The organism is Microbacterium sp. BE35, assembly GCF_031457705.1.
In the GTDB taxonomy this organism is placed as follows: Bacteria; Actinomycetota; Actinomycetes; order Actinomycetales; family Microbacteriaceae; genus Microbacterium; species Microbacterium trichothecenolyticum.
This window is the reverse complement of record NZ_JAVDXD010000005.1, coordinates 282,474-302,365: the sequence shown is the minus strand read 5'-3', so window position 1 is coordinate 302,365 and position 19,892 is coordinate 282,474. Positions and strand designations below refer to the sequence as shown.

Here is a 19,892-nt window from a genome sequence, read left to right as displayed (position 1 = left end):
CGTGGGCCAGGATGCCGCCATGGGAACCGTCGACGACTATCTCGAGAGCCTCGATCCGGATGACCGCGCCGTGGTGTCCCACGTCTTCGACGTCGTGCGCGAGGCGGTGCCCGATGTGGAGCAGGGCATGAGCTACGGGATGCCGGCTCTGAAGTACCGCGACAAAGCCCTCATCGCGGTGATGCGCACCAGGAAGCACATCGGCGTCTACCCGTTCAGCGGCCGCGTGCCCGAGGTGGTCGCGGAGGGACTGCCTGCGGCCGAGCGCGAAGCGCTCGCGTACGACAAGGGCACGATCCGGTTCCAGCCCGACCACCCGCTGCCGGACGACACGATACGCGCGATCGTCGCAGCGCGTGTGGCGGAGATCGAAGATCCCGCTCTGCGCAAGGGCTGATCCGCGGGCGTCAACCGCCCTCGGCCAGAGCCGCCCGTTCGCGGGAAGCGAGGAGGTCGGGCACATGCTGCTCGGCCCAGTCGCGCATCCCCTGGATCGGCTCCAGCAGGGAGAGGCCGAGATCCGTGAGGGCGTACTCGACACGAGGCGGCGACTCGCGGTACGCCCGGCGCGACAGGAGACCGTCGGCCTCGAGCGCGCGCAGCGTCTCGGTGAGCACCTTCGCGGTGACCACGCCGACGCGCGCCTTGAGGTCGGTGAAGCGCATCGGTCGCCCGTCGGAGAGAGCGAGGATCACGAACATGGTCCAGCGTTCGCCGATCCTGCTGAAGACGACGCGGCTGGGGCAGTCGGGATCCATCACGTCCATCGGGATGGTCTCGCTGGGCGTCGAGCCGTCGTTCATCGCTTCCTCCCGTGCGCGTTCGCGGCTCGGTTACGTCAAAGGAAGTTCCGTTGAAGTAACCGGTTTCGAATCCATACTGTTGCGGCATGAGGATTCTACTGACCGGTTCCACCGGCTACATCGGCTCCGTTCTGCTCGAGCGTCTCGTCGCGTCGGGCCACGAGGTCACCGCGGTCGTCCGCACGCCCGAGGCGGCGGCGCGGGTCGTCGCCGCCGGGGCGCGCGCAGCCGAGGGAGACCTCGCGGACACCGCGTGGTTCGCCGGACTCCTGGCAGATGCCGATGCCGCCGCGCACCTGGCCGCCCCCGCCGAGGGAGTGGCCGCGCTCAACGAGGCGGTGGTCGACGCCGCCATCGACGCCTACGCGAGCACGGGCAGGAGGTTCGTGCTGACCAGCGGCATCTGGCTGTGGGGATCGGCCTCGGACATCACCGAAGAGACGCCGCCGCGCGCACCGGAGCTCGTCGCCTGGCGCGTGCCGGTCGAGGAGCGCCTGCTCGCCTCCGACGTCGATGCGACGGTGCTCGCGCCAGCGGTCGTCTACGGGCGCGGCACCGGGCTGCTGGGCCTGATCACAGACGGCGCCCGCACGCCCGAGGGCGCGCTGCGGCTGATCGGCGACGGCGAGCAGCACTGGAGCTGGGTGCACGTCGAGGACCTCGCCGTGCTCTACGAGCTCGCGCTCACCCACCCTGCGGCGAGCGGGCGGCTGATCGCCTCGGACGGAGCGCCCGCCCGCGTGCGCGAGATCGCCGAGCGCGCCGCCGGCGACGCCGGTGTCGCGGCGGAGGGTGCCGGTGCCTCGCGCGAGCGCCTGGGCGCGGCGTTCGCCGACGCTCTGCTTCTGGACCAGCGCGCCGGTGGGGAGCGCGCGCGCTCCCTGGGCTGGACCCCGGTGCACACCAGCGTCCTCGACGAGGTCGCTGTGGCGGCATCCGTCTCCTGAGTCACCGTGCCCGGGCGCGCCGCCTGGGCGGGGCGCCCGGGCACGGTGACTCAGGAGGTCAGTGCGGGAGCACGAGTGAGACGCCCAGTGCGATCATCACGAGCGCGATCAGAGCGTCGAGGATGCGCCACGCGCGCGGTGTCGACAGCCAGCGGCCGAGCAGGCGCGCGCCGAATGCGAGACCGAAGAACCAGATGACGCTCGCGGCCATGGCGCCCGCGGCGAAGAGCCAGCGGGAGTCGCCGTGGGTGTTCGCGACGGTGCCGAGGAGGAACACGGTGTCGAGGTAGACGTGCGGGTTGAGCCACGTCAGCGCCAGACAGGTGAGCAGGACCGGGATCAGGCGGGAGTGCGCGGCGGGCGTCGCGGCGGTGCGGATGTCGCTGCGCACCGCGGAGGCCGAGGCGTCGGCTTCGAGCGCCTCACCGGTGTGGGTGTGCGCGGGCGGTGCGGGCGCGTGCGCGCCGGGCGATGCCGACGGAGCCGAGTCCGCCGCGTCGGCGCCGAGCGTCTCGCCCGACGGGCGCCAGGCGCGCCGTGCCGCCAGCACGCCGTATGCCACCAGGAACAGCGCACCTGCCCAGCGCACCACGTCGACGAGCCACGGCACCGCTTGCAGCACGAACCCGATGCCCGATACGCCGAGCGCGATCAGCACGGCATCCGAGATCGCGCAGATCGCCGCGACGGCGAGGACGTGCTCGCGGCGCAGACCTTGGCGCAGCACGAACAGGTTCTGGGCGCCGATCGCGATGATGAGCGAGAAGCCGAGGCCGAGGCCGGCGAGGACGGGGGAGAGCACGTCTCGACGCTACGGGTCGCGGCATCCGTATTCCAGCTCATGGATCTTCAGTATCATTAGCTCTACTTACGATGCGCATTCCCTTCGAGCTGGCCGAGACTCTGGCCGTCGTCGTCGACGAGGGCACGCTCGACGCCGCCGCACGGCGTCTGCACGTCACGCCGTCGGCGGTGAGTCAGCGCATCAAGGCGCTCGAGGAGCAGCTCGGGCGGCTGGTGCTGGTGCGCTCCAAGCCCGTGCAGCCGACGGCGGCCGGCATGTCGGTGATCCGGCTCGCGCGGCAGACGGCGCTGCTCGAGCACGATGCGCTCGCGGAGCTCGGTGCCGGCGACGACGAGGCCGCGCTCACCGTGGTCTCGCTCGCGGTCAACGCCGACTCGCTGGCAACATGGTTCCTCGAGCCGCTCGCGCGACTGGCGGAGCGCCATCCCGTCGTCTTCGACCTGCACCGCGACGACCAGGACTTCACAGCGGGGCTGCTCGAGTCCGGAACCGTGATGGGCGCCGTCACCTCGCGCGCCGCGCCGGTCGCCGGATGCCGCAGTTCAGTGCTCGGGGCGATGCGGTACGAGGCGGTCGCGACGCCCGCGTATGCGGCGCGGTGGCTCGGCGGAGACCGTGCGACCGCGCTCGCGAACGCGCCGCTCGTGGACTTCGACCGCCGCGACGATCTGCAGAACGAGTGGCTCGGTCAGCAGGGCGTCGACCCGGCCCGGCCGCCGCGGCACTACGTGCCCGCGTCGAGCGACTTCGCATCCGCGGTGCGGCTCGGCCTCGGCTGGGCGATGCTGCCGCGCTTCCAGTCCCACGACGCGCTCGCGCGCGGCGAACTCGTGCTGCTGGGCGGCCCACCGGTCGACGTCGCGCTGCACTGGCAGCAGTGGAATCTGCGCTCACCGCTGCTCGACGCCATCGCCGACGCCGTCGTGGCGGAAGGGCGCCGCGTGCTGGTCATCCCTCCAGCTCCGTGAGACCACAGCCGGCGGACGAGACCCTGGGGTCGACCCGCGGTCTCGTCCGCCGACTGTCGTCTCGCGATCAGGCGCATCCTGCAAGGGCTGACGGGGTTCAGCCGTCGCTCACGCGGAGCACGACCTTGCCTCGCGTGTGCCCGGTCTCGATCGCGCGATGCGCGGCGGACGCCTCGGCGAGGTCGAACACCTGCTCGATGTAGACCTGCACCGAGCCCGAGTCGAGGAGACGCCCGATGGTCGCCAGGGCACCGCCGTCGGGGACCACCTTGTACGAGGTGGTGCGCACGCCGGCCTCGGCCGCCGCTTCGGCATAGCCCGGCCACGAGCCGGTCGGCACGAGCACGTAGAGCCCGCCGGGTCGCAGCACCTCGAGCGAACGCGCGCCGGTCTCGGCGTGGACGTTGCCGACGAGGTCGATGACGACGTCCACCTCGCCGACGACCTCTTCGAACCGCGTGGTCGTGTAGTCGATCACGACCGCGGCGCCGAGCTCGCGCAGCCACGCGGCGTTGCGGCCGGAGGCGGTGACGGTGACGTGAGCGCCGAAGTACGCGGCGAACTGGACGGCGAAATGACCGACCCCGCCGCTGCCGGCGTGGATCAGCACGCGTTGCCCCTCGTGGGCGTGCGCGGTCTCGACCACGAGTCCCCAGGCCGTGAGCGCGGCGAGCGGTACGCCGGCGGCCTCCACGTGCGACAGCGATGCGGGCTTGCGGGCGACCGAGAGCGACGGCGCCACGACGTACTCGGCGTACGAGCCGCCGGTGCGCGGGAAGGACGCCATGCCGAAGACCTCCGTGCCGGGGGCGAGCGGGTGGGCCTCGTACGGGCTCTTCACGACGATGCCGCTGAAGTCGTAGCCGAGCGTCGCGGGGTACCCCGCGACGGCACCCGAGACGCCTCGGCCGCTGCGCGTCTTGGCGTCGATCGGGTTCACTCCCGCAGCGACGACCCGCACCAGCACTTCGCTCAGCACGGGAGAGGGGACGGGAACGGATGCTGCGCGCAGCGCGTCCGCGTCACCGGGGGCATCCACGACCATCGCCTGCATCTCGGCGGGCGGCTCCTCGACGGGGGCGAGCGGGGTCTCGGGTGCCGATCGCAGCGGTCGGATCCTCATCGTGCGCTCCTTCCGCGGGTGTGCCGCCTTCGGCACCAGAACTGAAACCCCGTGGCTACAGTCAACCCTGCCTTCGTCTCGCCCGTGTTACGCGGGTGCTACCGGTGTCGCAAAACGTCAGGCCCTGCGGTCAGGCTCGCGCGGCGCGGAGCTCGACGGCCGCGGGCGAGAGCACCTGCTGCGTGACCATGATCGCCGCCCCCAGCACGCCTGCCGTCTCGTCGGCCTGCGATTGCACGATGCCCAGATGCTGCGTGGCGAGCGGGATCGAGCGGCGGTAGACGACCTCGCGCACACCGGCGAGCAGGTGCTCCCCGGCGCGGGCCACGCTGCCGCCGATCACGATGACCGACGGATTGAGCATGTTGACGACGGTCGCGAGCACCTCGCCGACCTCGCGGCCGGCCTGCCGCGTCGCGGTGATGGCGGCCTGATGCCCTGCGCGGACGAGAGCGACGACATCCGCGCTCCCGGCGGCGTCGATGCCCTGTGCGCGCAGGTCGGCGGCGATCGCGGTGCCGCTCGCGACGGCCTCGAGGTCTCGTTGGTCGCCGGGTGGCCGCGGCGAGTCGTGGCTGTAGGGCACCTGCACGTGCCCCATGTCGCCGGCTGAACCCTGGGCGCCGCGCTGCAGCGTCCCGCCGGAGATGATGCCGGCGCCGATGCCCGTCGACACCTTGACGAAGATCAGGTCGGCGACGCCAGGCCAGCTGAGCGCCTGCTCGCCGAGCGCGAGGATGTTGACGTCGTTGTCGACCAGCACCGGAACGTCGAAGGTGCGCTGCACGTAGTGCGGCACGTCGAAGCGGTCCCAGCCCGGCATGATCGGCGGGTTCGTCGGACGGCCGGTCGAGTGCTCGACGGGTCCTGGCACGCCGATGCCCACGCCGACGACGTGCGACGCGGCGATGCCCTCCTGTTCCAGCAGGGCCGCGCCCTCCGAGATCACCGCGTCGAGCACCGCCTCCGGGCCGTCGGCGATGTCGAGGGGATGCGTGTTCGACGTGAGGATGCTCGCGGCGAGATCGGCGACCGCGATCGTCGCGTGGGTCGCTCCGAGGTCGACAGCGAGCACGACCCCTGCCGACGGATTGAACGCGACGCGCGCCGGCGGGCGTCCGCCGGTGGAGACCGCCTCGCCCGCGGGCCGCAGCAGTCCCGCGGCGAGCAGGGTGTCGACGCGGCCGGAGACCGTCGATCGGGCCAGGCCTGTCAGCGTCGCCAGCTCGGCTTTCGTGCGCGCATGGCCGTCGCGGAGGATCTGGAAGATCTCGCCCGCGCCGTTGCTTCCGACGGCTCCGCTGCCGCGCACTGCATCGACCATGGCGACAGTAAAGCACGGGCTTCTGACCGAAGGCAGCAGGACTTAAGGTCACGGCAAGGTTACTTTTGACGAAGTCCTAGCAAAAGTCGGATGCTGCGTGCCATGATCGCCGCATGACTACGGAAGTCATCGACACTGTCGTCGGCACGGTTCGCACCGGACTCGTCGGCGGCGGGTTCATGGGGCGGGTCCATGCGGCTGCCGCGCGGCGGGCGGGGGCGCGGCTGGCGTCAGTCGCCTCCGCGAGCCGGGACCGCGCCGAGAAGGTGGCTCGAGAGCTCGGCGTCTCCCGCGTAGCCGACGACGCAGGCGGTGTGATCGCAGCATCCGATGTCGATGTGGTGCACATCTGCACCCCCAACGCGACCCATGCGGCGCTGGCCGAGGCGGCGCTTGCCGCCGGCAAGCACGTCGTGTGCGAGAAGCCGCTCGCGACGTCCGTCTCAGACGCGCGGGCACTGGCTCGTCAGGCGTCCGCGACCGGGGTCGTCGCCGCGGTTCCCTTCGTCTATCGCTACCACCCGATGGTCCGCGAGGCCCGCGCGCGCGTCGCATCCGGCCGGATCGGGACGCTGCTCTCGCTCGACGGCTCGTACCTGCAGGACTGGATGCTGCGGCAGGACGACGACGACTGGCGAGCGGATGCTGCGGCCGGAGGCCCGTCGCGCGCCTTCGCCGACATCGGCTCCCACCTGTGCGACCTGGTCGAGTTCGTGACCGGGGAGCGCATCGCACGCGTGGCCGCCCGCACCCGCCGGGTGTTCGACGAGCGGGCGGGCCGGTCGGTCGCGAACGAGGACGTCGCCGCGCTGCTGGTCGAGACGGAGTCCGGCGCGCTCGGCACGCTGCTCGTGTCGCAGATGGCCCCCGGCCGCAAGAACGCGCTCGTCCTCGAACTGCACGGCACGCGCCGGAGCCTGCGGTTCGACCAGGAGCGCCCCGAAGAGCTGTGGGTCGGGGCACGCAAGGGCTCCCGGCTCGTGCTGCGGGACCCGGCCGCCGACCACCCCGACTCGGCGCGGCTGCAGACCGTGCCCGCGGGGCATCCCATGGGGTACCAGGACGCCTTCGACGGATTCGTCGCCGACGTCTACGCAGCCATCGGCGGGGCGCAGCCGGACGGGCTGCCGACGTTCGCCGACGGCCTGCGCGCGGCCGTCCTGACCGCGGCCGTGCTGGAGTCCGCTCAGACCCGAACCTGGATCGAGGTGCCGGCATGACCGACACGATGCTCGCCGACACGCCGGTGCCGCCGGGCGGCTCCGACGTGGTGCTCCGCGCCCGTGGGGTCTCGAAGTCGTTCTTCGGCGTGCGCGTGCTCTCGGACGTGGCCCTCGACGTCCGCCGCGGCGAGGTCCACGGGCTCGTCGGCGAGAACGGCGCGGGCAAGTCCACGCTCATGAAGGTGCTCGCCGGCGTCCATCATGCCGACGCCGGGTCGGTGGAGTTCGAAGGGCAGCCGGTGATGTGGGGCCACCCGCGTCAAGCGATGGACGCCGGTCTCGTGACGGTCTTCCAGGAGTTCAACCTGCTGCCCGAGCGCACCGTCGCACAGAACGTGTTCCTCGGTCGCGAGCCGCGGCGCGGCGGCTTCATCGACAAGAAGGGGATGCAGCGCCGCACGCGCGAGCTGCTCGACGGTCTCGGAGTCTCGTTCATCGACCCGGGTGCCCGCATCTCGTCGCTGACCGTCGCGGAGCAGCAGATCGTCGAGATCGTCAAAGCCCTCTCGTTCGACGCGCGCGTGATCTCGATGGACGAGCCGACGGCGGCACTGAGCGACCACGAGGTCGAGCTCCTCTACGCGATCATCCGGAGGCTCACCGCACGCGGCGTCGCCGTCATCTACGTCTCGCACCGGCTGAAGGAGATCTTCGACCTGTGCGATCGCATCACGATCCTGAAGGACGGCGCGCTGGTGTCGACGGATGCCGCGACCGACCTCACCGACGCGGAGCTGGTCCGTCGGATGGTGGGTCGCCCGCTGCAGTCCTACTTCCCCGGCCCGGTCGAGGGCACGACGCTCGGCGGCCCGCGCCTGGAGCTCACCGAGTGCGGCAACGAGTACGTGGACGGCGTCTCTCTCACGCTGCGCGCCGGCGAGATCGTGGGACTCGCCGGGCTGCAGGGGTCGGGGCGCACCGAGCTCGTCGAGGGCATCTTCGGCGTGCACGGCTTCACCCGCGGCGGCATGACGCTCGACGGTCGCACGGCGCGGTTCACCAGTCCGCGAGCCGCGGTACGGGCGGGACTCGCGCTCGTGACCGAGGATCGCAAGGCGCAGGGCCTCGCGCTCGGCCAGTCCGTGCTCGACAACTCGCTGCTCGTGGTGCGCAGCGTCTTCGCCGGACGCACCGGCGCCTCGCGCAAGCGGGTGCCCGGCATCCTGAGCTCGCTGGAGGTGTCGTCGCGCGGCGTCGACCAGGAGGCGCGGTTCCTCTCCGGTGGCAACCAGCAGAAGGTCGTGCTCGCGAAGTGGCTCGTCACCGACCCGCAGATCGTGCTGTTCGACGAGCCGACACGTGGCATCGACGTCGGCGCGAAGGTCGCGGTCTACCAGCTCATGCGCCAGCTGGCCGCCGAGGGGAAGGCCGTGCTCATGGTGTCCAGCGAGCTGCCCGAGGTCATCGGCATGAGCGACCGCATCCTGGTGATGCGAGACGGCGAACTCGCCGCCGAGCTAGCGGCGGGTTCCGCCGAGCACGAGGTGCTCGCGGCCGCCACCGGCTCCGCGGACGCGGACACGCCCGACGATCCGGGCTCCGACGACGAGGGGAGCCGTCCGTGAAGCGCGTGCGCGTCGACTCCACCGTGATCGTGCTCGGGATCCTGATCCTCGTCATCGCGATCGGCGCGATCCTCGTGGCGACAGTCGGTCGCAGCTTCTTCAGCCCCGGCAACATCCGCGACATCCTCACCGGCATGAGCGTGCTGGGCCTCGTCGCGATCGGGCAGACGCTCGTCATCCTCGGCGCGTCACTCGACCTTTCGGTCACCTACGTCATCAGTCTCGCGAGTCTCATCGCGGCCACCACGATGAACGGGAACGCGGCGAACATCCCCTGGGCGGTGACGTTCACGCTGCTGGTGTGCGCCCTCATCGGGCTCGCGAACGGCCTGATCGTCACCGTGCTGAAGGTCAACGGGTTCATCGCCACGCTCGGCGTCGGGCTCATCCTGCAGGGCGTCCTGAACACGAACTTCCAGGGGAGCGCCGGATCGGTGCCGTGGGCGTTCCAGCTCATCGGCGCGACGGGCGTCGGGCCGGTGCCGGTGTCGACGATCATCATGATCGCGCTCGCCGCGGCCGTCTGGTTCCTGCTCGACCGCACCCGCACCGGCGCGCACCTGTTCGCGGTCGGCGGCGACCCCGAGGTGGCCCTCCTGTCGGGTGTGCGCACGCGTCCCCCGCTCATCGCCGCACACGTGATCTGCTCGGTCTTCGCCGGGCTCGCCGGGCTGCTGCTCGCGAGCAGGCTCGGCGTCGGCAGCCCGACCGTGGGCCAGCAGGGCGGGTACGCGCTGCTGTCGATCGCGGCCGTCGTGCTCGGCGGGACACTGCTCCTCGGTGGCCGGGGGTCGGTCTGGGGCACGATCGGCGGCGTCGCGATCTTCGCGGTCGTCGACAACGTCATGAGCGTCATGCAGGTGAACCCCTTCCTCAAGGACGTCGTGCGCGGCGTCGTCATCGTCGCCGCGGTCGCCGTGTACAGCCGCCGGGCGATCGTCCGCCGGCGCACGCGGTTCGGCCCGGGCGGCACGAGGACCGGGGGCGACGCCCAGGCTGAGGCTGCCGCACCGGCGATGGTCGCGGCATCCCACGCCCTAGAGGCGGACGCCGACGCCGCCGATGGCGGCGCTGCGACCCAGGGAGGTGCGCGATGAGGTTCCTGAAAGCGCTCGTGAGCCCGCGCGGCGCGGTGTTCCTGCTGCTGGTGATCCTGCTCGTCGCCATCATGCTGCTGAACCCGAACTTCGCCGAGCCCGGCCAGATCATGCGGTACATCCAGCGGGTCGCGCCCGTCGCGATCGTCGCGATCGGCCAGTACTTCGTCATCACCGCGGGAGAGTTCGACCTCTCCCAGGGCTCGCTCATCACGGCGCAGGTGATCGTCGCGGGCAACCTCGTCGGCCAGGACGACGCACGCACCGTGCCGGTCCTCGCCCTCATGATCGTGCTCGGCCTGTTCGTGGGGCTCGTGAACGGGCTGCTCACGACCCTCCTCAAGGTGCCGTCGTTCATCGTGACGCTCGGCATGATGCTCGCGCTCCTCGGCCTGGTGCTGTGGTGGACGGGCGGAGCGGCGACGGGGAACCCCGCCGACAGCTTCCGCCAGATCGGCCGCGGCGGCATCCGCGAACTTGCGGTGATCGACTTCCTGCCGTGGTCGGTGCTGATCCTCGCGGTGTGGCTCGCGCTCGGCATCTGGATCACCAAGCGCCCGCTGGGCAAGCTGCTGATCGCGATCGGCGACAACGCGCGCGCGACGCGCTACTCGGGCGCCCGCGACTGGTGGGTCACGACGCGCGCCTTCATGATCTCGTCGCTGTCGGCGACCGTCTCGGCCGTGCTGCTCGTCGGCTACGCCGGCGTGCACCCGTCGGTCGGGCGCGGGTACGAGTTCGTCGCGATCACCGCCGTCGTGCTCGGCGGGGTCGTGCTCGGCGGCGGCCGCGGCTGGATCGTCGCCGCCGTGGCCGGCGCCTTCGTGCTCGAAGCGCTCTTCCTCCTGCTCAACATCGCCGGGGTGCCGTCGTCGCTGCGCGACGCGGTCCAGGGCGTCATCATCATCGCCGCCGTCGCCTACTCGGGATTGGTGTTCCGGTCCCGGCGGCGCAGCGGCCCACCGACCCCTCCCTCACCAGGGAAGGAACCCGACGCGCCCGACGGCGCCGAGGAGTCGTCCGCAACACCGGCCCTCGCAGGCGAGGGCGCAGCACACAACAACAGGAGCTAGCAATGCGACGATCAGTGAAGATCGCCACCACCGCGGTGGCGCTCGTGGGTCTCTTCGCCCTGGCAGGGTGTACGACCGATCCGAATGTGGCCCCGCCGGACTCGTCGGCCGAGCCCACCGAAGAGGGCGGCGCCAACGAGTGGTTCGACCAGGCGCTGTTCGACACCCAGATGGCCCAGCGCGAGGTCGTGCCGGAGGGGCCCGAAGACGAGCCGTACCTGCAGTACATCGACGCGGAGATGGTCGACACGTCGCAGTACGCGAGCAGCGGCGCCAAGAAGGCGTGCTTCGCGAACGCGTCGATCTCGAACCCCTGGCGCCAGACCGGGTGGATCACGATGAACGAGCAGCTGAAGGTGCTCCAGGAGCAGGGCGCGATCAGCGAGATGGAGACGCGTGACGCGCAGGACTCCGATGACACGCAGATCGCCGACATCGACTACTTCATCTCGGACGGCAACTGCGACGTCTTCATCATCTCCCCGAACAGCACCGCGGCGATGACGCCGGCCGTCGAGCGCGCGTGCGACACCGGCAAGCCGGTGATCGTGTTCGACCGCGGCGTCGAGACCGACTGCCCGGTGACGTTCATCCATCCCATCGGCGGTTTCGCGTGGGGCATCGATACCGCGCAGTTCCTCATCGACAACCTCGAAGAGGGCGACAAGGTCGTGGGCCTGCGCATCCTCCCGGGCGTCGACGTGCTCGAGCAGCGGTGGGCAGCGGCCGAGAAGATGTTCGCCGACGCGGGCATCGAGGCCGTCGACTACTTCACCGGCGCCGACCCGGCCGAGATCAAGAGCATCATCTCGGACGAGCTCGCGAAGGGCGACGTGGCGGGGATCTGGATGGATGCCGGTGACGGCGCCGTCGCCGCCATCGAGGCCTTCGAGGACGCCGGCGTCGACTACCCCGTCATGACGGGCGAGGACGAGATGAGCTTCCTGCGCAAGTGGAAGGAGACGGGCCTGACCGGTCTCGCTCCGGTCTACTCCAACTTCCAGTGGCGCACCCCGCTGCTGGCGGCGCAGAAGATCTTCGCCGGCGAAGAGATCCCGAAGGAGTGGGTGCTGCCGCAGAGCCCGATCACGGCCGAGGAGGTCGACCAGTACCTCGAGGCCAACGACGGCATGCCCGACGGGCACTACGCCAAGTTCGGCGGCGAGAACCTGCCGGGTTACCCCGAGGTCTGGCAGCAGCGCCAGATCCCGTAAGGGAGGTCCAGGGCGTTTCGTCTCGCTCCGCTCGCTCGACGACCGGTGCCCCCGGTCGTCGAGCGAGCGAGGAACGAGCCGGACGAAACGCCTCGAGCCCATGACGGACGAAAGGATCTGCATGCAGCGCACGATCGGCGTCAACACCTGGGTGTGGACCTCGCCGCTGACCGACGAGTCGCTGGCCGAGCTCGCGCCGAAGATCGCGCGCATGGGCTTCGGCGCGATCGAGCTGCCGCTCGAGAACGCGGGGGACTGGGATGCTGCGCGCGCGGGCGATCTGCTCGGCTCGCTGGGTCTCGTTCCCGTGGTGATCGGCGCGATGGGTCCGGGCCGTTCGCTCGTCGATCGGGCGGGCAACGTGCCGGCGACCCAGGCGTATCTGCGCACGTGCCTCGCCGCAGCCCGCGGGGTCGGGGCATCCGTCGTCGCGGGGCCCTTCTATGCGCCCACAGGGGTCACCTGGCGCATGACGGCGGGCGAGCGCGCCGAGGTCGTGGCGCAGCTGCGCCGCAACCTCGGACCCCTCGTCGACGAGGCCGCAGCGGCCGGACTCGCGCTCGCCGTCGAACCCCTCAACCGGTATGAGACGAGCGTCATCAACACCGTCGAGCAGGGCCTCGAGGCGCTTGGGCCGCTGTTCGGGCCGGGGCTCGGCCTCGCGCTCGACACCTACCACCTCAACATCGAGGAGAAGCGACCGGACGCTGCGATCCGCGCCGCCGCCGGGAACATCGCGCACGTGCAGGTCTGCGGCAGTGATCGGGGGCCGGTCGGCGACGATCACACCGACTGGCCCGAGACTCTGGCGGCCCTCGACGACGCCGGGTACCACGGCATCCTGGGGCTGGAGAGCTTCACCGGCGAGAACGCCACGATCGCGGTCGCCGCGTCGGTGTGGCGGCCGCTCGCGTCGAGCCCGGACGATCTGGCCGAGCGTTCGCTGCGCTATCTCACGGCACTGCAGGGGTCGCGCTGAGCGATCACGGCCGGCCACGGAGTCTGCCGTCGCCCCGGGCTGCCGGTGATGCGGAAGACTCGGAGCATGCCGATTCAGCACACCGTCGTCTTCCGCCTCGCCCACCCCGCCGGCTCGCCGGATGAGACGGCGTTCCTCGCCGACGCGCGCGCCGCGCTCACGTCGATCCCGGGCGTCGAGGATTTCCGCATCAACCGGCAGGTGAGCGCGAAGAGCGACCTCGAGCACCAGTTCTCGATGGTGTTCCAGGACGCCGCCGCGTACCAGGCCTACAACGACCACCCCACCCACGTCGCGTTCGTCGCCGAGCGCTGGGTCCCCGAGGTGGCGGAGTTCCAGGAGTACGACTTCGTCGAGGCCTGAGCCCGCGTCAGGACGCCGGGCGCTCGCCGATGGTGAGCGCGTGCAGCAGGCGCGTGAGGTTGAGGATGTCGTCGACCGGCCACTCCTCGAGCGCGTCCACGAGCAGGTTCTCCTGCGGGGCGCGCGCCTCGGCCAGGCGCTCCAGTCCGAACGGCGTGGGGGAGAGCAGGCTCGACCGGCCGTCGTCCGGATCGGGCGTGCGCTGCACGAGGCCCAGCTGCTCGAGCTCGCGGACCGTGCGGCTGATCTGGCCCTTGTCCGACGTGAGCGACTCTGCGAGCGCAGAGAGCGTGATGCCCTCGCGGCGCACGATGGTGGTGAACACCTTGTAGGCGCCCGGCAGCATGCCGGGGCTCACGCGGTTGGCGTTGTCGATGAGGATCCGCCGGATGCGGTTGATCAGCTCAGAGAACTCCGCCTCGAGGGCGCGCACCGCCTCGGTGCGCGCCGCTCGAGTGTCGTCGGAGGTCATCAGGTTCGACATTAGCGTCGAGGGGCGGATGCCTCGTCCGCCGTGTCTGCGGTGGCCGCGGGGGTGCCGGGGCCGCGGGTCGCGGCATCCGTGTCCACCGTCGCGGTGGCCGTCAGCGTCTCCATGCCCTCGGCGACCGAGACGGTCGCGAGGTCGGCCTCGCTCGCCTGCACCCGCTCGCTCGTGGTCATGCGGGTGAGCGGCTTGTTGGGCAGGAAGATGATCGCGATGAGGCTGACCACGGCCAGGGGCACGGCGATCAGGAACGAGTGGGCGATGGCCTGCGCGTAGATGTCCTCGACGATCACGCGGATCGACTCGGGCAGCGACGAGACCTGCGGGATGGTGCCCGACGCGAGCTGCTGGCCGATGGCCGCGCCCTTCTCGCCGAGTGCCATGAGCGCTGCGCCGATGTCGTCCTTGCGGTCGGTGAACAGGTTCGTCGTCGAGGTCGCGAGCGCCGCGCCCATCACCGAGACGCCGATCGTGCCGCCGAGGCTGCGGAAGAAGGTGACTCCCGAGCTCGCCACGCCGATCTCCGACGGCTTGGACGTGTTCTGCACGATCAGCACGAGGTTCTGCATGGTCATGCCGACACCCGCGCCGAGCAGGAACATGTACAGCGAGACCAGCACGAAGTTCGTGTCGTAGTGGATGGTGGACAGCAGGTAGGAGCCGGCGATCAGCAGCACGCCGCCCACGATCAGGTACGGCTTCCAATGGCCGGTGCGGGTCACGAGACCGCCGATGACGATGGATGCGAGGAGGAGTCCGCCGATCATCGGGATCGTCATGAGACCCGCCTCGGTCGGGGTCGCGCCGCGCGCCAGCTGCATGTACTGGCTGAGGAACACCGACGTGCCGAACATCGCGATGCCGATGGAGATCGACGCGATGACCGCGAGGGTGAAGGTGCGGTTGCGGAACATCGTCAGCGGGATCAGGGGCTCCTTGGAGCGCAGCTCGACGATCACGAAGAGCACGGCTGCCAGCAGCGCGCCGCCGACCATCAGGATGGTCTCGGTGCTCCACCAGTCGTAGTCCTTGCCCGCGTTGGTGACCCAGATGAGCAGCAGCGAGACGGCCGTCGACAGCAGCACGATGCCGAAGTAGTCGATGCGCGCCTTCTTCTTCGGGCGCGCCGGCAGGTGGAGCGTCCGCTGCATGATGATGAGCGCGGCGACGGCGAACGGCAGGGCGATGAAGAAGTTCCAGCGCCAGTCGATCGTGTCGGTGATGAAACCGCCCAGGAGCGGGCCGCCGACGGTCGCGACGGCCATGACGGCGCCGAACAGGCCCATGTACCGGCCGCGCTCGCGCGGGCTGATGATGTCGGCCATGATGACCTGGCTGAGCGCCGCGAGACCGCCGGCGCCGATGCCCTGCACCGCGCGGAAGGCGATGAGCGTGCCGGGGTCCTGCGAGAAGCCGGCGGCTGCGGTGGCGAGCACGAAGATCACGATCGCGATCTGGATCAGCAGCTTGCGGTTGAAGAGGTCGGCGAGCTTGCCCCAGATGGGGGTGGAGATCGCGGTCGTGAGCAGGGTCGCGGTGACGACCCACGTGAACGCCGCCTGGTCGCCGCCCAGGTCGTGGACGATGACCGGGAGCGACGTCGAGACGACCGTCGACGCGAGCATCGACACGAACATGCCGAGCAGCAGGCCGGTGAGCGCCTGCAGGATCTTGCGGTGCCGGCGCTTCTCGTCGGCGCTGCTGATGCCAGCTGTCGAGGTTGCGACCGACCCGGTCGCGGGGGTGGACGTGGCCATAGGAGTCCTTAGGAACGAGGAGTGGTGGTGTCGCGGCGACGTCGGCGCGCAAGAAGGTTGACGCAAGTCAACAGTTGATTCGCGTCAACTATACGCTGATGGTTGACGTACGTCAACCATCACGTGGGTTGAGGGCGCAAGCGCGGGATGTTCACATCGGGTGCTCTCGCCGAGATCACCTGTCGTGTGCGTTCATAACGCGTGCGCTCGGTGAGAGCACGTGATGTGAACGAGCGATGTGGGGCGGATGCTGCGGCCCGCGGCATCCGTTCCTCCACAGGTCGTTGCGGGGACGAGCAGCGCACAGGCTGCGGGATCGGTCGAGCGTCCGGATGCCGTCGCGGGCAGTCTGGGTCGCGTGCCGCGCCACCTGAGTCTCGACGAGGCGATGGCTGTGGTCCGCAGCCGCGAGCAGTTGCGGGCCGGCGGCATGACCGCGCGGGCGATCGGTGACGCGGTGGTGCGCGGCGAGCTGCGGCGGCTGCAGCGCAACCGGTATGTCGGGGTAAAGCTCTGGAACGATCTCTGGCCGGAGTCGCGTCACCTCATCGAGGTGTGCGCCGCGGTCGCCGAGATGCGCGACGGCGATGGTGTCGCCTCCCATGAGTCGGCCGGGGTTCTGGCGGAGTTGCCCCTGTATCGGCACACGCCGTCGGCGGTCCACCTCCTCAAGCCCGAAGCGCGACGCGGGTCCAGCCGCGTCGGGCTGCAACACCATGCCGATCTGCTTCCCGCTGGCGACATCACGGTGGTCAACGGCATCCGGTGCACGACGCTGGATCGCACGGTGTTCGACTTGGTGCGCACCCTCAGCATGGAGGCTGCCATCGCTGTGGCGGATGCCGCGTTGCGCCGCGAGGCGATGCGCGGATCCGCGTACGAGGAACGCGCCGCGGAAGCATGGCGTGAGCGAATGCTGCAGCGGTGCGAAGCTGCACGCGGTGGCCGAGGCGTTCGCCAGGCTGAGGCGGCGATCCGCTTCGCCGACGGTCGTTCGGAGTCGCCCGGGGAGGCGGTCAGCCGGCTGCAGCTGAGTCGTCTCGGATTCCAGGAGCTGCGGCTCCAGGTGCCGGTCAGCGGACCGGACGGGCGGACCTATCGCGTCGACATCGGCATCGAAGATGTGCGGAGCTTCTACGAGTTCGATGGCATGGGCAAATACGACGAACTCGCGCTCGCGTCGGGGAAGACGGTCAAGGAGGTGGTTCTCGACGAGAAGCGCCGCGAGGACTGGATCCGCGGCACGACCCAGCGTCGGTTCGCGCGTGCGGAAGCCCCGCACATCCTGACGCCCGAGGCGCTGGGTCGCCGCCTCGCTGCCTTCGGGATCACCCCGCCGCGCCGGTGACCCTGCCGTTCACATCGGGTGCTCCCACCGAGATCACCCGTCGTGTGCGTTCATAACGCGTGCGCTCGGTGAGAGCACGTGATGTGAACGAGCGATGTGGGGCGGATGCTGCGGCCGGCGGCATCCTTCTCAGGAAGGGCGGGCGGCGCGCTCGGCGGATCGGATGACCGACTCGACGCCGAGCATGAAGAGCTCGCGGTCTTCGAGGGCCAGCAGCTGTGCGGACATCTGTGCGATGTGGGGGTGCTTGATCGGGTCGACGAGCAGCGGGCCCTCGAACCACGGGCTGGACTCGGCGGTGGCGGTGGCGGTGGCGGTGGCGGTGGCGGTGGTTGTGCGTTCGGCCCGCGCGCGGGCGACGCCGGCGGCGATCGAGAGCACGTGGGTGGCCATGAGTGCGTAGTGCTGCACCAGGGCGTCTCCGGTGAGGCCGGCTCGCGAGAACGCGTCGAGCATCAGCTCGATGGCGTCGAGCTCTCCGGGGCCGTGGGTGGTGAGGACGATCGCCTCCTGCCCTACGGCGGGGTAGCGGGCGAACTCGGTCAGGGTCGCCGATGCGAGCTGGCGAAGGCGCTCCTGCCACTGCTCGGGCTCGGCGGTGACCGCGGCGAGGCTCCGCAGGGTGAGCTCGTCGAGCAGTGCGCTCATCAGCTCCTCCTTGCCCCGGAAGTGCCGGTAGACGGCGGTCGGGTCGGTGCCGAGCTTCGCGCCGAGGTCGCGGATCGAGAGGGAGGCGGATCCGGTCGTCTCGGCGAGCTCGAGGCCCGCCGCGATGATCGTGGCCCGATCCAGGCGCTTCGCGCCCGGCTTCTCGGGCGTCGCCCCGGTGCGTGCCGCCATGATCCCCGCTTTCGCCGTCGCGTCCATCGTGCCACGCGGGCCCGTCTCGACCCCGGACGATCCGAGCCTACTCGAGAGGTCATCGACCCTGTCAACAGTGTTGACAGATGCGATGACAGCCGTCTATCGTCAAGCAACCCGTTCGACGACGAAGGAGAGGTCCCGTGGCCGCTGCTGTTCCTGCCGGTGCAGACAACCCGTACGCAGACACCGTGTTCATCCGAGGTGCGCTGTTCAGCTCCGACCTCGTTCGGGCGGGAAGCGCCGAGGCCCTGGGCGGCGTCGCCGTGGCCGTGCGCGACGGGCGCATCGCGGCGGTGTGCGCCGAGGACGAGGCATCCGTGTTCATCGGCCCTGACACGGAGGTCGTCGACCTCGCGGGAGCGCTGCTCGCGCCGGGGTTCCAGGACGCGCACGTGCACCCGATGTCGGGCGGCGTCGAGCTGCTGCAATGCAACCTCACCGGCTCGGAGGACGCCGCCGACACGCTCGCGACCATCGCGCGCTACGCCGCCGAGAACCCCGACGCCGAGTGGATCGTGGGCGGCGGGTGGTCGATGGACCACTTCGCGGGCGGAGCCCCGCTGCGCGGCGCGCTCGACGCGATCGTGCCCGACCGGCCGGTGCTGCTCGCAAGCCGCGACCACCACTCCGCGTGGGCCAACACCGCGGCGATGTGCGCGGCCGGCGTCGACGCGGCCACGGCCGACCCGGCCGACGGCCGCATCGAGCGCGAGGCCGACGGGTTCCCCGCCGGCACCTTCCACGAGGGCGCGGCCGACCTGTTCGCCGAGGCGCGCCCGAAGGTCTCGGAAGACCTCGCCTACGCGGGCCTGCTGCGCGCGCAGGACGACCTCATCGCCCAGGGCATCACGGGCTGGCAGGACGCTCTCGTCGGGAACTTCCCCGGGATCGCCGGCGGCCTCGCCGCCTACCGTCGCGCGCTCGCCGAGGGAACCCTCAAGGCGCACGTCGTCGGGGCGCAGTGGTGGGAACGCGGTGAGGGGATCGAGCAGCTCGAAGGCATGATCCGCGCCCGCGACGAGGTCGCCGCGCTCGGACGCGAGGACCGCTTCTCGCTCGGCTCGATCAAGTTCATGGTCGACGGCGTCGCAGAGAACCACACGGCCGCCATGCTCGAGCCGTACCGCGACGGGCACGGTCACCCGACCGACAACCGGGGCCTGTCGTTCATCCCGGCCGAGCGGCTCCGCGAGTACGCGATCGCGGCCGACGCCGCAGGCTTCCAGCTGCACTTCCACGCCCTCGGCGACCGGGCCGTGCGCGAGGCGCTCGACGCGGTCGAGGCGGCGGCGGAGGTCAACGGCGCCACCGACGGCCGTCATCACCTCGCCCATATCCAGGTGGTCGACGAGGCCGACGTGCCGCGCTTCGCAGCGGCGGGCGCGGTGGCGAACATGCAGCCCCTGTGGGCGTGCCACGAGGATCAGATGGACGAGCTCACCCTCCCGTTCCTCGCCGAGTCCGCCGCATCGCGCCAGTACCCGTTCGGCGATCTGCAGCGGGCAGGGGTGCGCCTCGCCGGCGGCAGCGACTGGCCGGTCTCGAGCGCCGACCCGCTCGCGGGCGTGCACATCGCGGTGAACCGCGTCGCGCCGCTCTCCGACGACGAGCCGCTCGGCGGCGGCCACCAGCGACTCGACCTCGCGACCGCGCTCGCCGCCTACACATCGGGCACCGCGTACGTGAATCACCGCGACCACGACACCGGCTACGTCCGCGCGGGCTACCTCGCGAACCTCGTCGTCGTGGAGCCGAACCCGTTCACCGTCCCCGTCGAGGACCTCCACCTGTGCCGCGTCGCCTCGACCTGGATCGACGGGGAGCACGTCTACTCGCGCGCCGACGCCGAGGCCGCAGCGGGCGCCGAGGCCGACGCCGACGTTGAGGCCGCAGCGCGCGCCGAGGCCGCAGCATCCGCTATGTCCTGAGTTCCTTCTCCACCACCCGACACC

Annotated in this window: 19 protein-coding genes; 12 read left to right on the top strand and 7 right to left on the bottom strand. The window is 70.8% G+C overall.

What is annotated here, in order from left to right; all coding sequences use genetic code 11:
* Positions 1–19: 19 nt before the first annotated feature.
* Positions 20–397, top strand: a complete 378-nt coding sequence (locus tag J2Y46_RS17365) for a DUF1801 domain-containing protein (protein ID WP_310243937.1) — start codon at positions 20–22, stop codon at positions 395–397.
* A 10-nt stretch (positions 398–407) separates the two neighbouring features.
* On the opposite strand, the gene J2Y46_RS17360 is transcribed toward J2Y46_RS17365, so the two are convergent.
* A complete protein-coding gene (locus J2Y46_RS17360; protein WP_310243934.1) occupies positions 408–803 on the bottom strand; it encodes a helix-turn-helix domain-containing protein in 396 nt (131 codons plus the stop codon).
* Positions 804–889: 86 nt separating this feature from the next.
* Here J2Y46_RS17360 and J2Y46_RS17355 point away from each other — a divergent pair, with 86 nt between their 5' ends.
* The gene (locus tag J2Y46_RS17355; protein ID WP_310243931.1) at positions 890–1,750 is read left to right on the top strand and encodes an NAD-dependent epimerase/dehydratase family protein; all 861 of its coding nucleotides are present in this window, start codon (positions 890–892) and stop codon (positions 1,748–1,750) included.
* A 58-nt stretch (positions 1,751–1,808) separates the two neighbouring features.
* Here J2Y46_RS17355 and lysE read toward each other — a convergent pair whose 3' ends face one another.
* Positions 1,809–2,552 carry an L-lysine exporter gene (gene lysE / locus J2Y46_RS17350; RefSeq protein WP_310243928.1) on the bottom strand — a complete coding sequence of 248 codons (744 nt, stop codon included), beginning with the start codon at positions 2,550–2,552 and terminating at the stop codon, positions 1,809–1,811.
* Positions 2,553–2,623: 71 nt separating this feature from the next.
* Between lysE and J2Y46_RS17345 the strand changes: the two genes are divergently transcribed.
* Positions 2,624–3,523, top strand: coding sequence for a LysR family transcriptional regulator ArgP (locus J2Y46_RS17345; RefSeq protein WP_045300376.1), 900 nt, complete (start codon positions 2,624–2,626; stop codon positions 3,521–3,523).
* Between the two features lie 97 nt (positions 3,524–3,620).
* Here the strand turns inward: J2Y46_RS17345 and J2Y46_RS17340 are convergent, their stop codons facing one another.
* The gene (locus J2Y46_RS17340; RefSeq protein WP_310243924.1) at positions 3,621–4,646 is read right to left on the bottom strand and encodes an NADP-dependent oxidoreductase; all 1,026 of its coding nucleotides are present in this window, start codon (positions 4,644–4,646) and stop codon (positions 3,621–3,623) included.
* Positions 4,647–4,776: 130 nt separating this feature from the next.
* Positions 4,777–5,970, bottom strand: coding sequence for an ROK family protein (locus J2Y46_RS17335; RefSeq protein ID WP_310243922.1), 1,194 nt, complete (start codon positions 5,968–5,970; stop codon positions 4,777–4,779).
* A 113-nt stretch (positions 5,971–6,083) separates the two neighbouring features.
* On the opposite strand from J2Y46_RS17335, the gene J2Y46_RS17330 reads away from it, so the two are divergent.
* The 7 genes from J2Y46_RS17330 (at position 6,084) to J2Y46_RS17300 (ending at position 13,484) form a co-directional block, all read left to right on the top strand.
* Positions 6,084–7,190, top strand: coding sequence for a Gfo/Idh/MocA family oxidoreductase (locus J2Y46_RS17330; RefSeq protein WP_310243921.1), 1,107 nt, complete (start codon positions 6,084–6,086; stop codon positions 7,188–7,190).
* Entirely contained in the window at positions 7,187–8,758 is a 1,572-nt protein-coding gene (locus tag J2Y46_RS17325) for a sugar ABC transporter ATP-binding protein (RefSeq protein WP_310243920.1), read from the top strand. Before J2Y46_RS17330 ends, J2Y46_RS17325 begins: the two co-directional genes overlap by 4 nt.
* Positions 8,755–9,855: an ABC transporter permease gene (locus tag J2Y46_RS17320; protein ID WP_045300368.1), complete on the top strand. Its 1,101-nt coding sequence runs from the start codon at positions 8,755–8,757 to the stop codon at positions 9,853–9,855. The genes J2Y46_RS17325 and J2Y46_RS17320 overlap by 4 nt, the downstream gene beginning before the upstream one ends.
* On the top strand, positions 9,852–10,928 hold the full coding sequence (locus tag J2Y46_RS17315) for an ABC transporter permease (protein WP_310243919.1): 1,077 nt from the start codon (positions 9,852–9,854) through the stop codon (positions 10,926–10,928). The genes J2Y46_RS17320 and J2Y46_RS17315 overlap by 4 nt, the downstream gene beginning before the upstream one ends.
* Positions 10,929–10,930: 2 nt before the next feature.
* Positions 10,931–12,142, top strand: a complete 1,212-nt coding sequence (locus J2Y46_RS17310) for a substrate-binding domain-containing protein (protein WP_045300364.1) — start codon at positions 10,931–10,933, stop codon at positions 12,140–12,142.
* A 121-nt stretch (positions 12,143–12,263) separates the two neighbouring features.
* On the top strand, positions 12,264–13,121 hold the full coding sequence (locus tag J2Y46_RS17305) for a sugar phosphate isomerase/epimerase (protein WP_310243915.1): 858 nt from the start codon (positions 12,264–12,266) through the stop codon (positions 13,119–13,121).
* A 66-nt stretch (positions 13,122–13,187) separates the two neighbouring features.
* Positions 13,188–13,484, top strand: a complete 297-nt coding sequence (locus J2Y46_RS17300) for a Dabb family protein (RefSeq protein ID WP_045300360.1) — start codon at positions 13,188–13,190, stop codon at positions 13,482–13,484.
* A 7-nt stretch (positions 13,485–13,491) separates the two neighbouring features.
* Here J2Y46_RS17300 and J2Y46_RS17295 read toward each other — a convergent pair whose 3' ends face one another.
* Together J2Y46_RS17295 and J2Y46_RS17290 are read right to left on the bottom strand one after the other, a co-directional pair.
* Positions 13,492–13,956, bottom strand: coding sequence for a MarR family winged helix-turn-helix transcriptional regulator (locus J2Y46_RS17295; protein WP_052676854.1), 465 nt, complete (start codon positions 13,954–13,956; stop codon positions 13,492–13,494).
* An 11-nt stretch (positions 13,957–13,967) separates the two neighbouring features.
* Positions 13,968–15,728, bottom strand: a complete 1,761-nt coding sequence (locus J2Y46_RS17290; RefSeq protein ID WP_310243907.1) for an MDR family MFS transporter — start codon at positions 15,726–15,728, stop codon at positions 13,968–13,970.
* Positions 15,729–16,086: 358 nt separating this feature from the next.
* Between J2Y46_RS17290 and J2Y46_RS17285 the strand changes: the two genes are divergently transcribed.
* Entirely contained in the window at positions 16,087–17,076 is a 990-nt protein-coding gene (locus J2Y46_RS17285; protein WP_310243904.1) for a hypothetical protein, read from the top strand.
* Positions 17,077–17,205: 129 nt separating this feature from the next.
* Here J2Y46_RS17285 and J2Y46_RS17280 read toward each other — a convergent pair whose 3' ends face one another.
* Positions 17,206–17,916, bottom strand: coding sequence for a helix-turn-helix domain-containing protein (locus tag J2Y46_RS17280; RefSeq protein WP_310243901.1), 711 nt, complete (start codon positions 17,914–17,916; stop codon positions 17,206–17,208).
* A 164-nt stretch (positions 17,917–18,080) separates the two neighbouring features.
* On the opposite strand from J2Y46_RS17280, the gene J2Y46_RS17275 reads away from it, so the two are divergent.
* Positions 18,081–19,868: an amidohydrolase gene (locus J2Y46_RS17275; RefSeq protein WP_310243898.1), complete on the top strand. Its 1,788-nt coding sequence runs from the start codon at positions 18,081–18,083 to the stop codon at positions 19,866–19,868.
* Positions 19,869–19,892: the final 24 nt, after the last annotated feature.

What these genes read in the sequence shown, in the direction of transcription:
- J2Y46_RS17325 (WP_310243920.1), top strand. Translation starts at nt 7,187, where the DNA reads ATGACCGACACGATGCTCGCCGACACGCCGGTGCCGCCGGGCGGCTCC.
- J2Y46_RS17280 (WP_310243901.1), bottom strand. Translation starts at nt 17,916, where the DNA reads ATGGCGGCACGCACCGGGGCGACGCCCGAGAAGCCGGGCGCGAAGCGC.
- J2Y46_RS17305 (WP_310243915.1), top strand. Translation starts at nt 12,264, where the DNA reads ATGCAGCGCACGATCGGCGTCAACACCTGGGTGTGGACCTCGCCGCTG.
- J2Y46_RS17340 (WP_310243924.1), bottom strand. Translation starts at nt 4,646, where the DNA reads ATGAGGATCCGACCGCTGCGATCGGCACCCGAGACCCCGCTCGCCCCC.
- J2Y46_RS17315 (WP_310243919.1), top strand. Translation starts at nt 9,852, where the DNA reads ATGAGGTTCCTGAAAGCGCTCGTGAGCCCGCGCGGCGCGGTGTTCCTG.
- J2Y46_RS17300 (WP_045300360.1), top strand. Translation starts at nt 13,188, where the DNA reads ATGCCGATTCAGCACACCGTCGTCTTCCGCCTCGCCCACCCCGCCGGC.
- J2Y46_RS17345 (WP_045300376.1), top strand. Translation starts at nt 2,624, where the DNA reads ATGCGCATTCCCTTCGAGCTGGCCGAGACTCTGGCCGTCGTCGTCGAC.
- J2Y46_RS17330 (WP_310243921.1), top strand. Translation starts at nt 6,084, where the DNA reads ATGACTACGGAAGTCATCGACACTGTCGTCGGCACGGTTCGCACCGGA.
- J2Y46_RS17360 (WP_310243934.1), bottom strand. Translation starts at nt 803, where the DNA reads ATGAACGACGGCTCGACGCCCAGCGAGACCATCCCGATGGACGTGATG.
- J2Y46_RS17335 (WP_310243922.1), bottom strand. Translation starts at nt 5,970, where the DNA reads ATGGTCGATGCAGTGCGCGGCAGCGGAGCCGTCGGAAGCAACGGCGCG.
- J2Y46_RS17310 (WP_045300364.1), top strand. Translation starts at nt 10,931, where the DNA reads ATGCGACGATCAGTGAAGATCGCCACCACCGCGGTGGCGCTCGTGGGT.
- J2Y46_RS17295 (WP_052676854.1), bottom strand. Translation starts at nt 13,956, where the DNA reads ATGACCTCCGACGACACTCGAGCGGCGCGCACCGAGGCGGTGCGCGCC.
- J2Y46_RS17355 (WP_310243931.1), top strand. Translation starts at nt 890, where the DNA reads ATGAGGATTCTACTGACCGGTTCCACCGGCTACATCGGCTCCGTTCTG.
- J2Y46_RS17290 (WP_310243907.1), bottom strand. Translation starts at nt 15,728, where the DNA reads ATGGCCACGTCCACCCCCGCGACCGGGTCGGTCGCAACCTCGACAGCT.
- J2Y46_RS17365 (WP_310243937.1), top strand. Translation starts at nt 20, where the DNA reads ATGGGAACCGTCGACGACTATCTCGAGAGCCTCGATCCGGATGACCGC.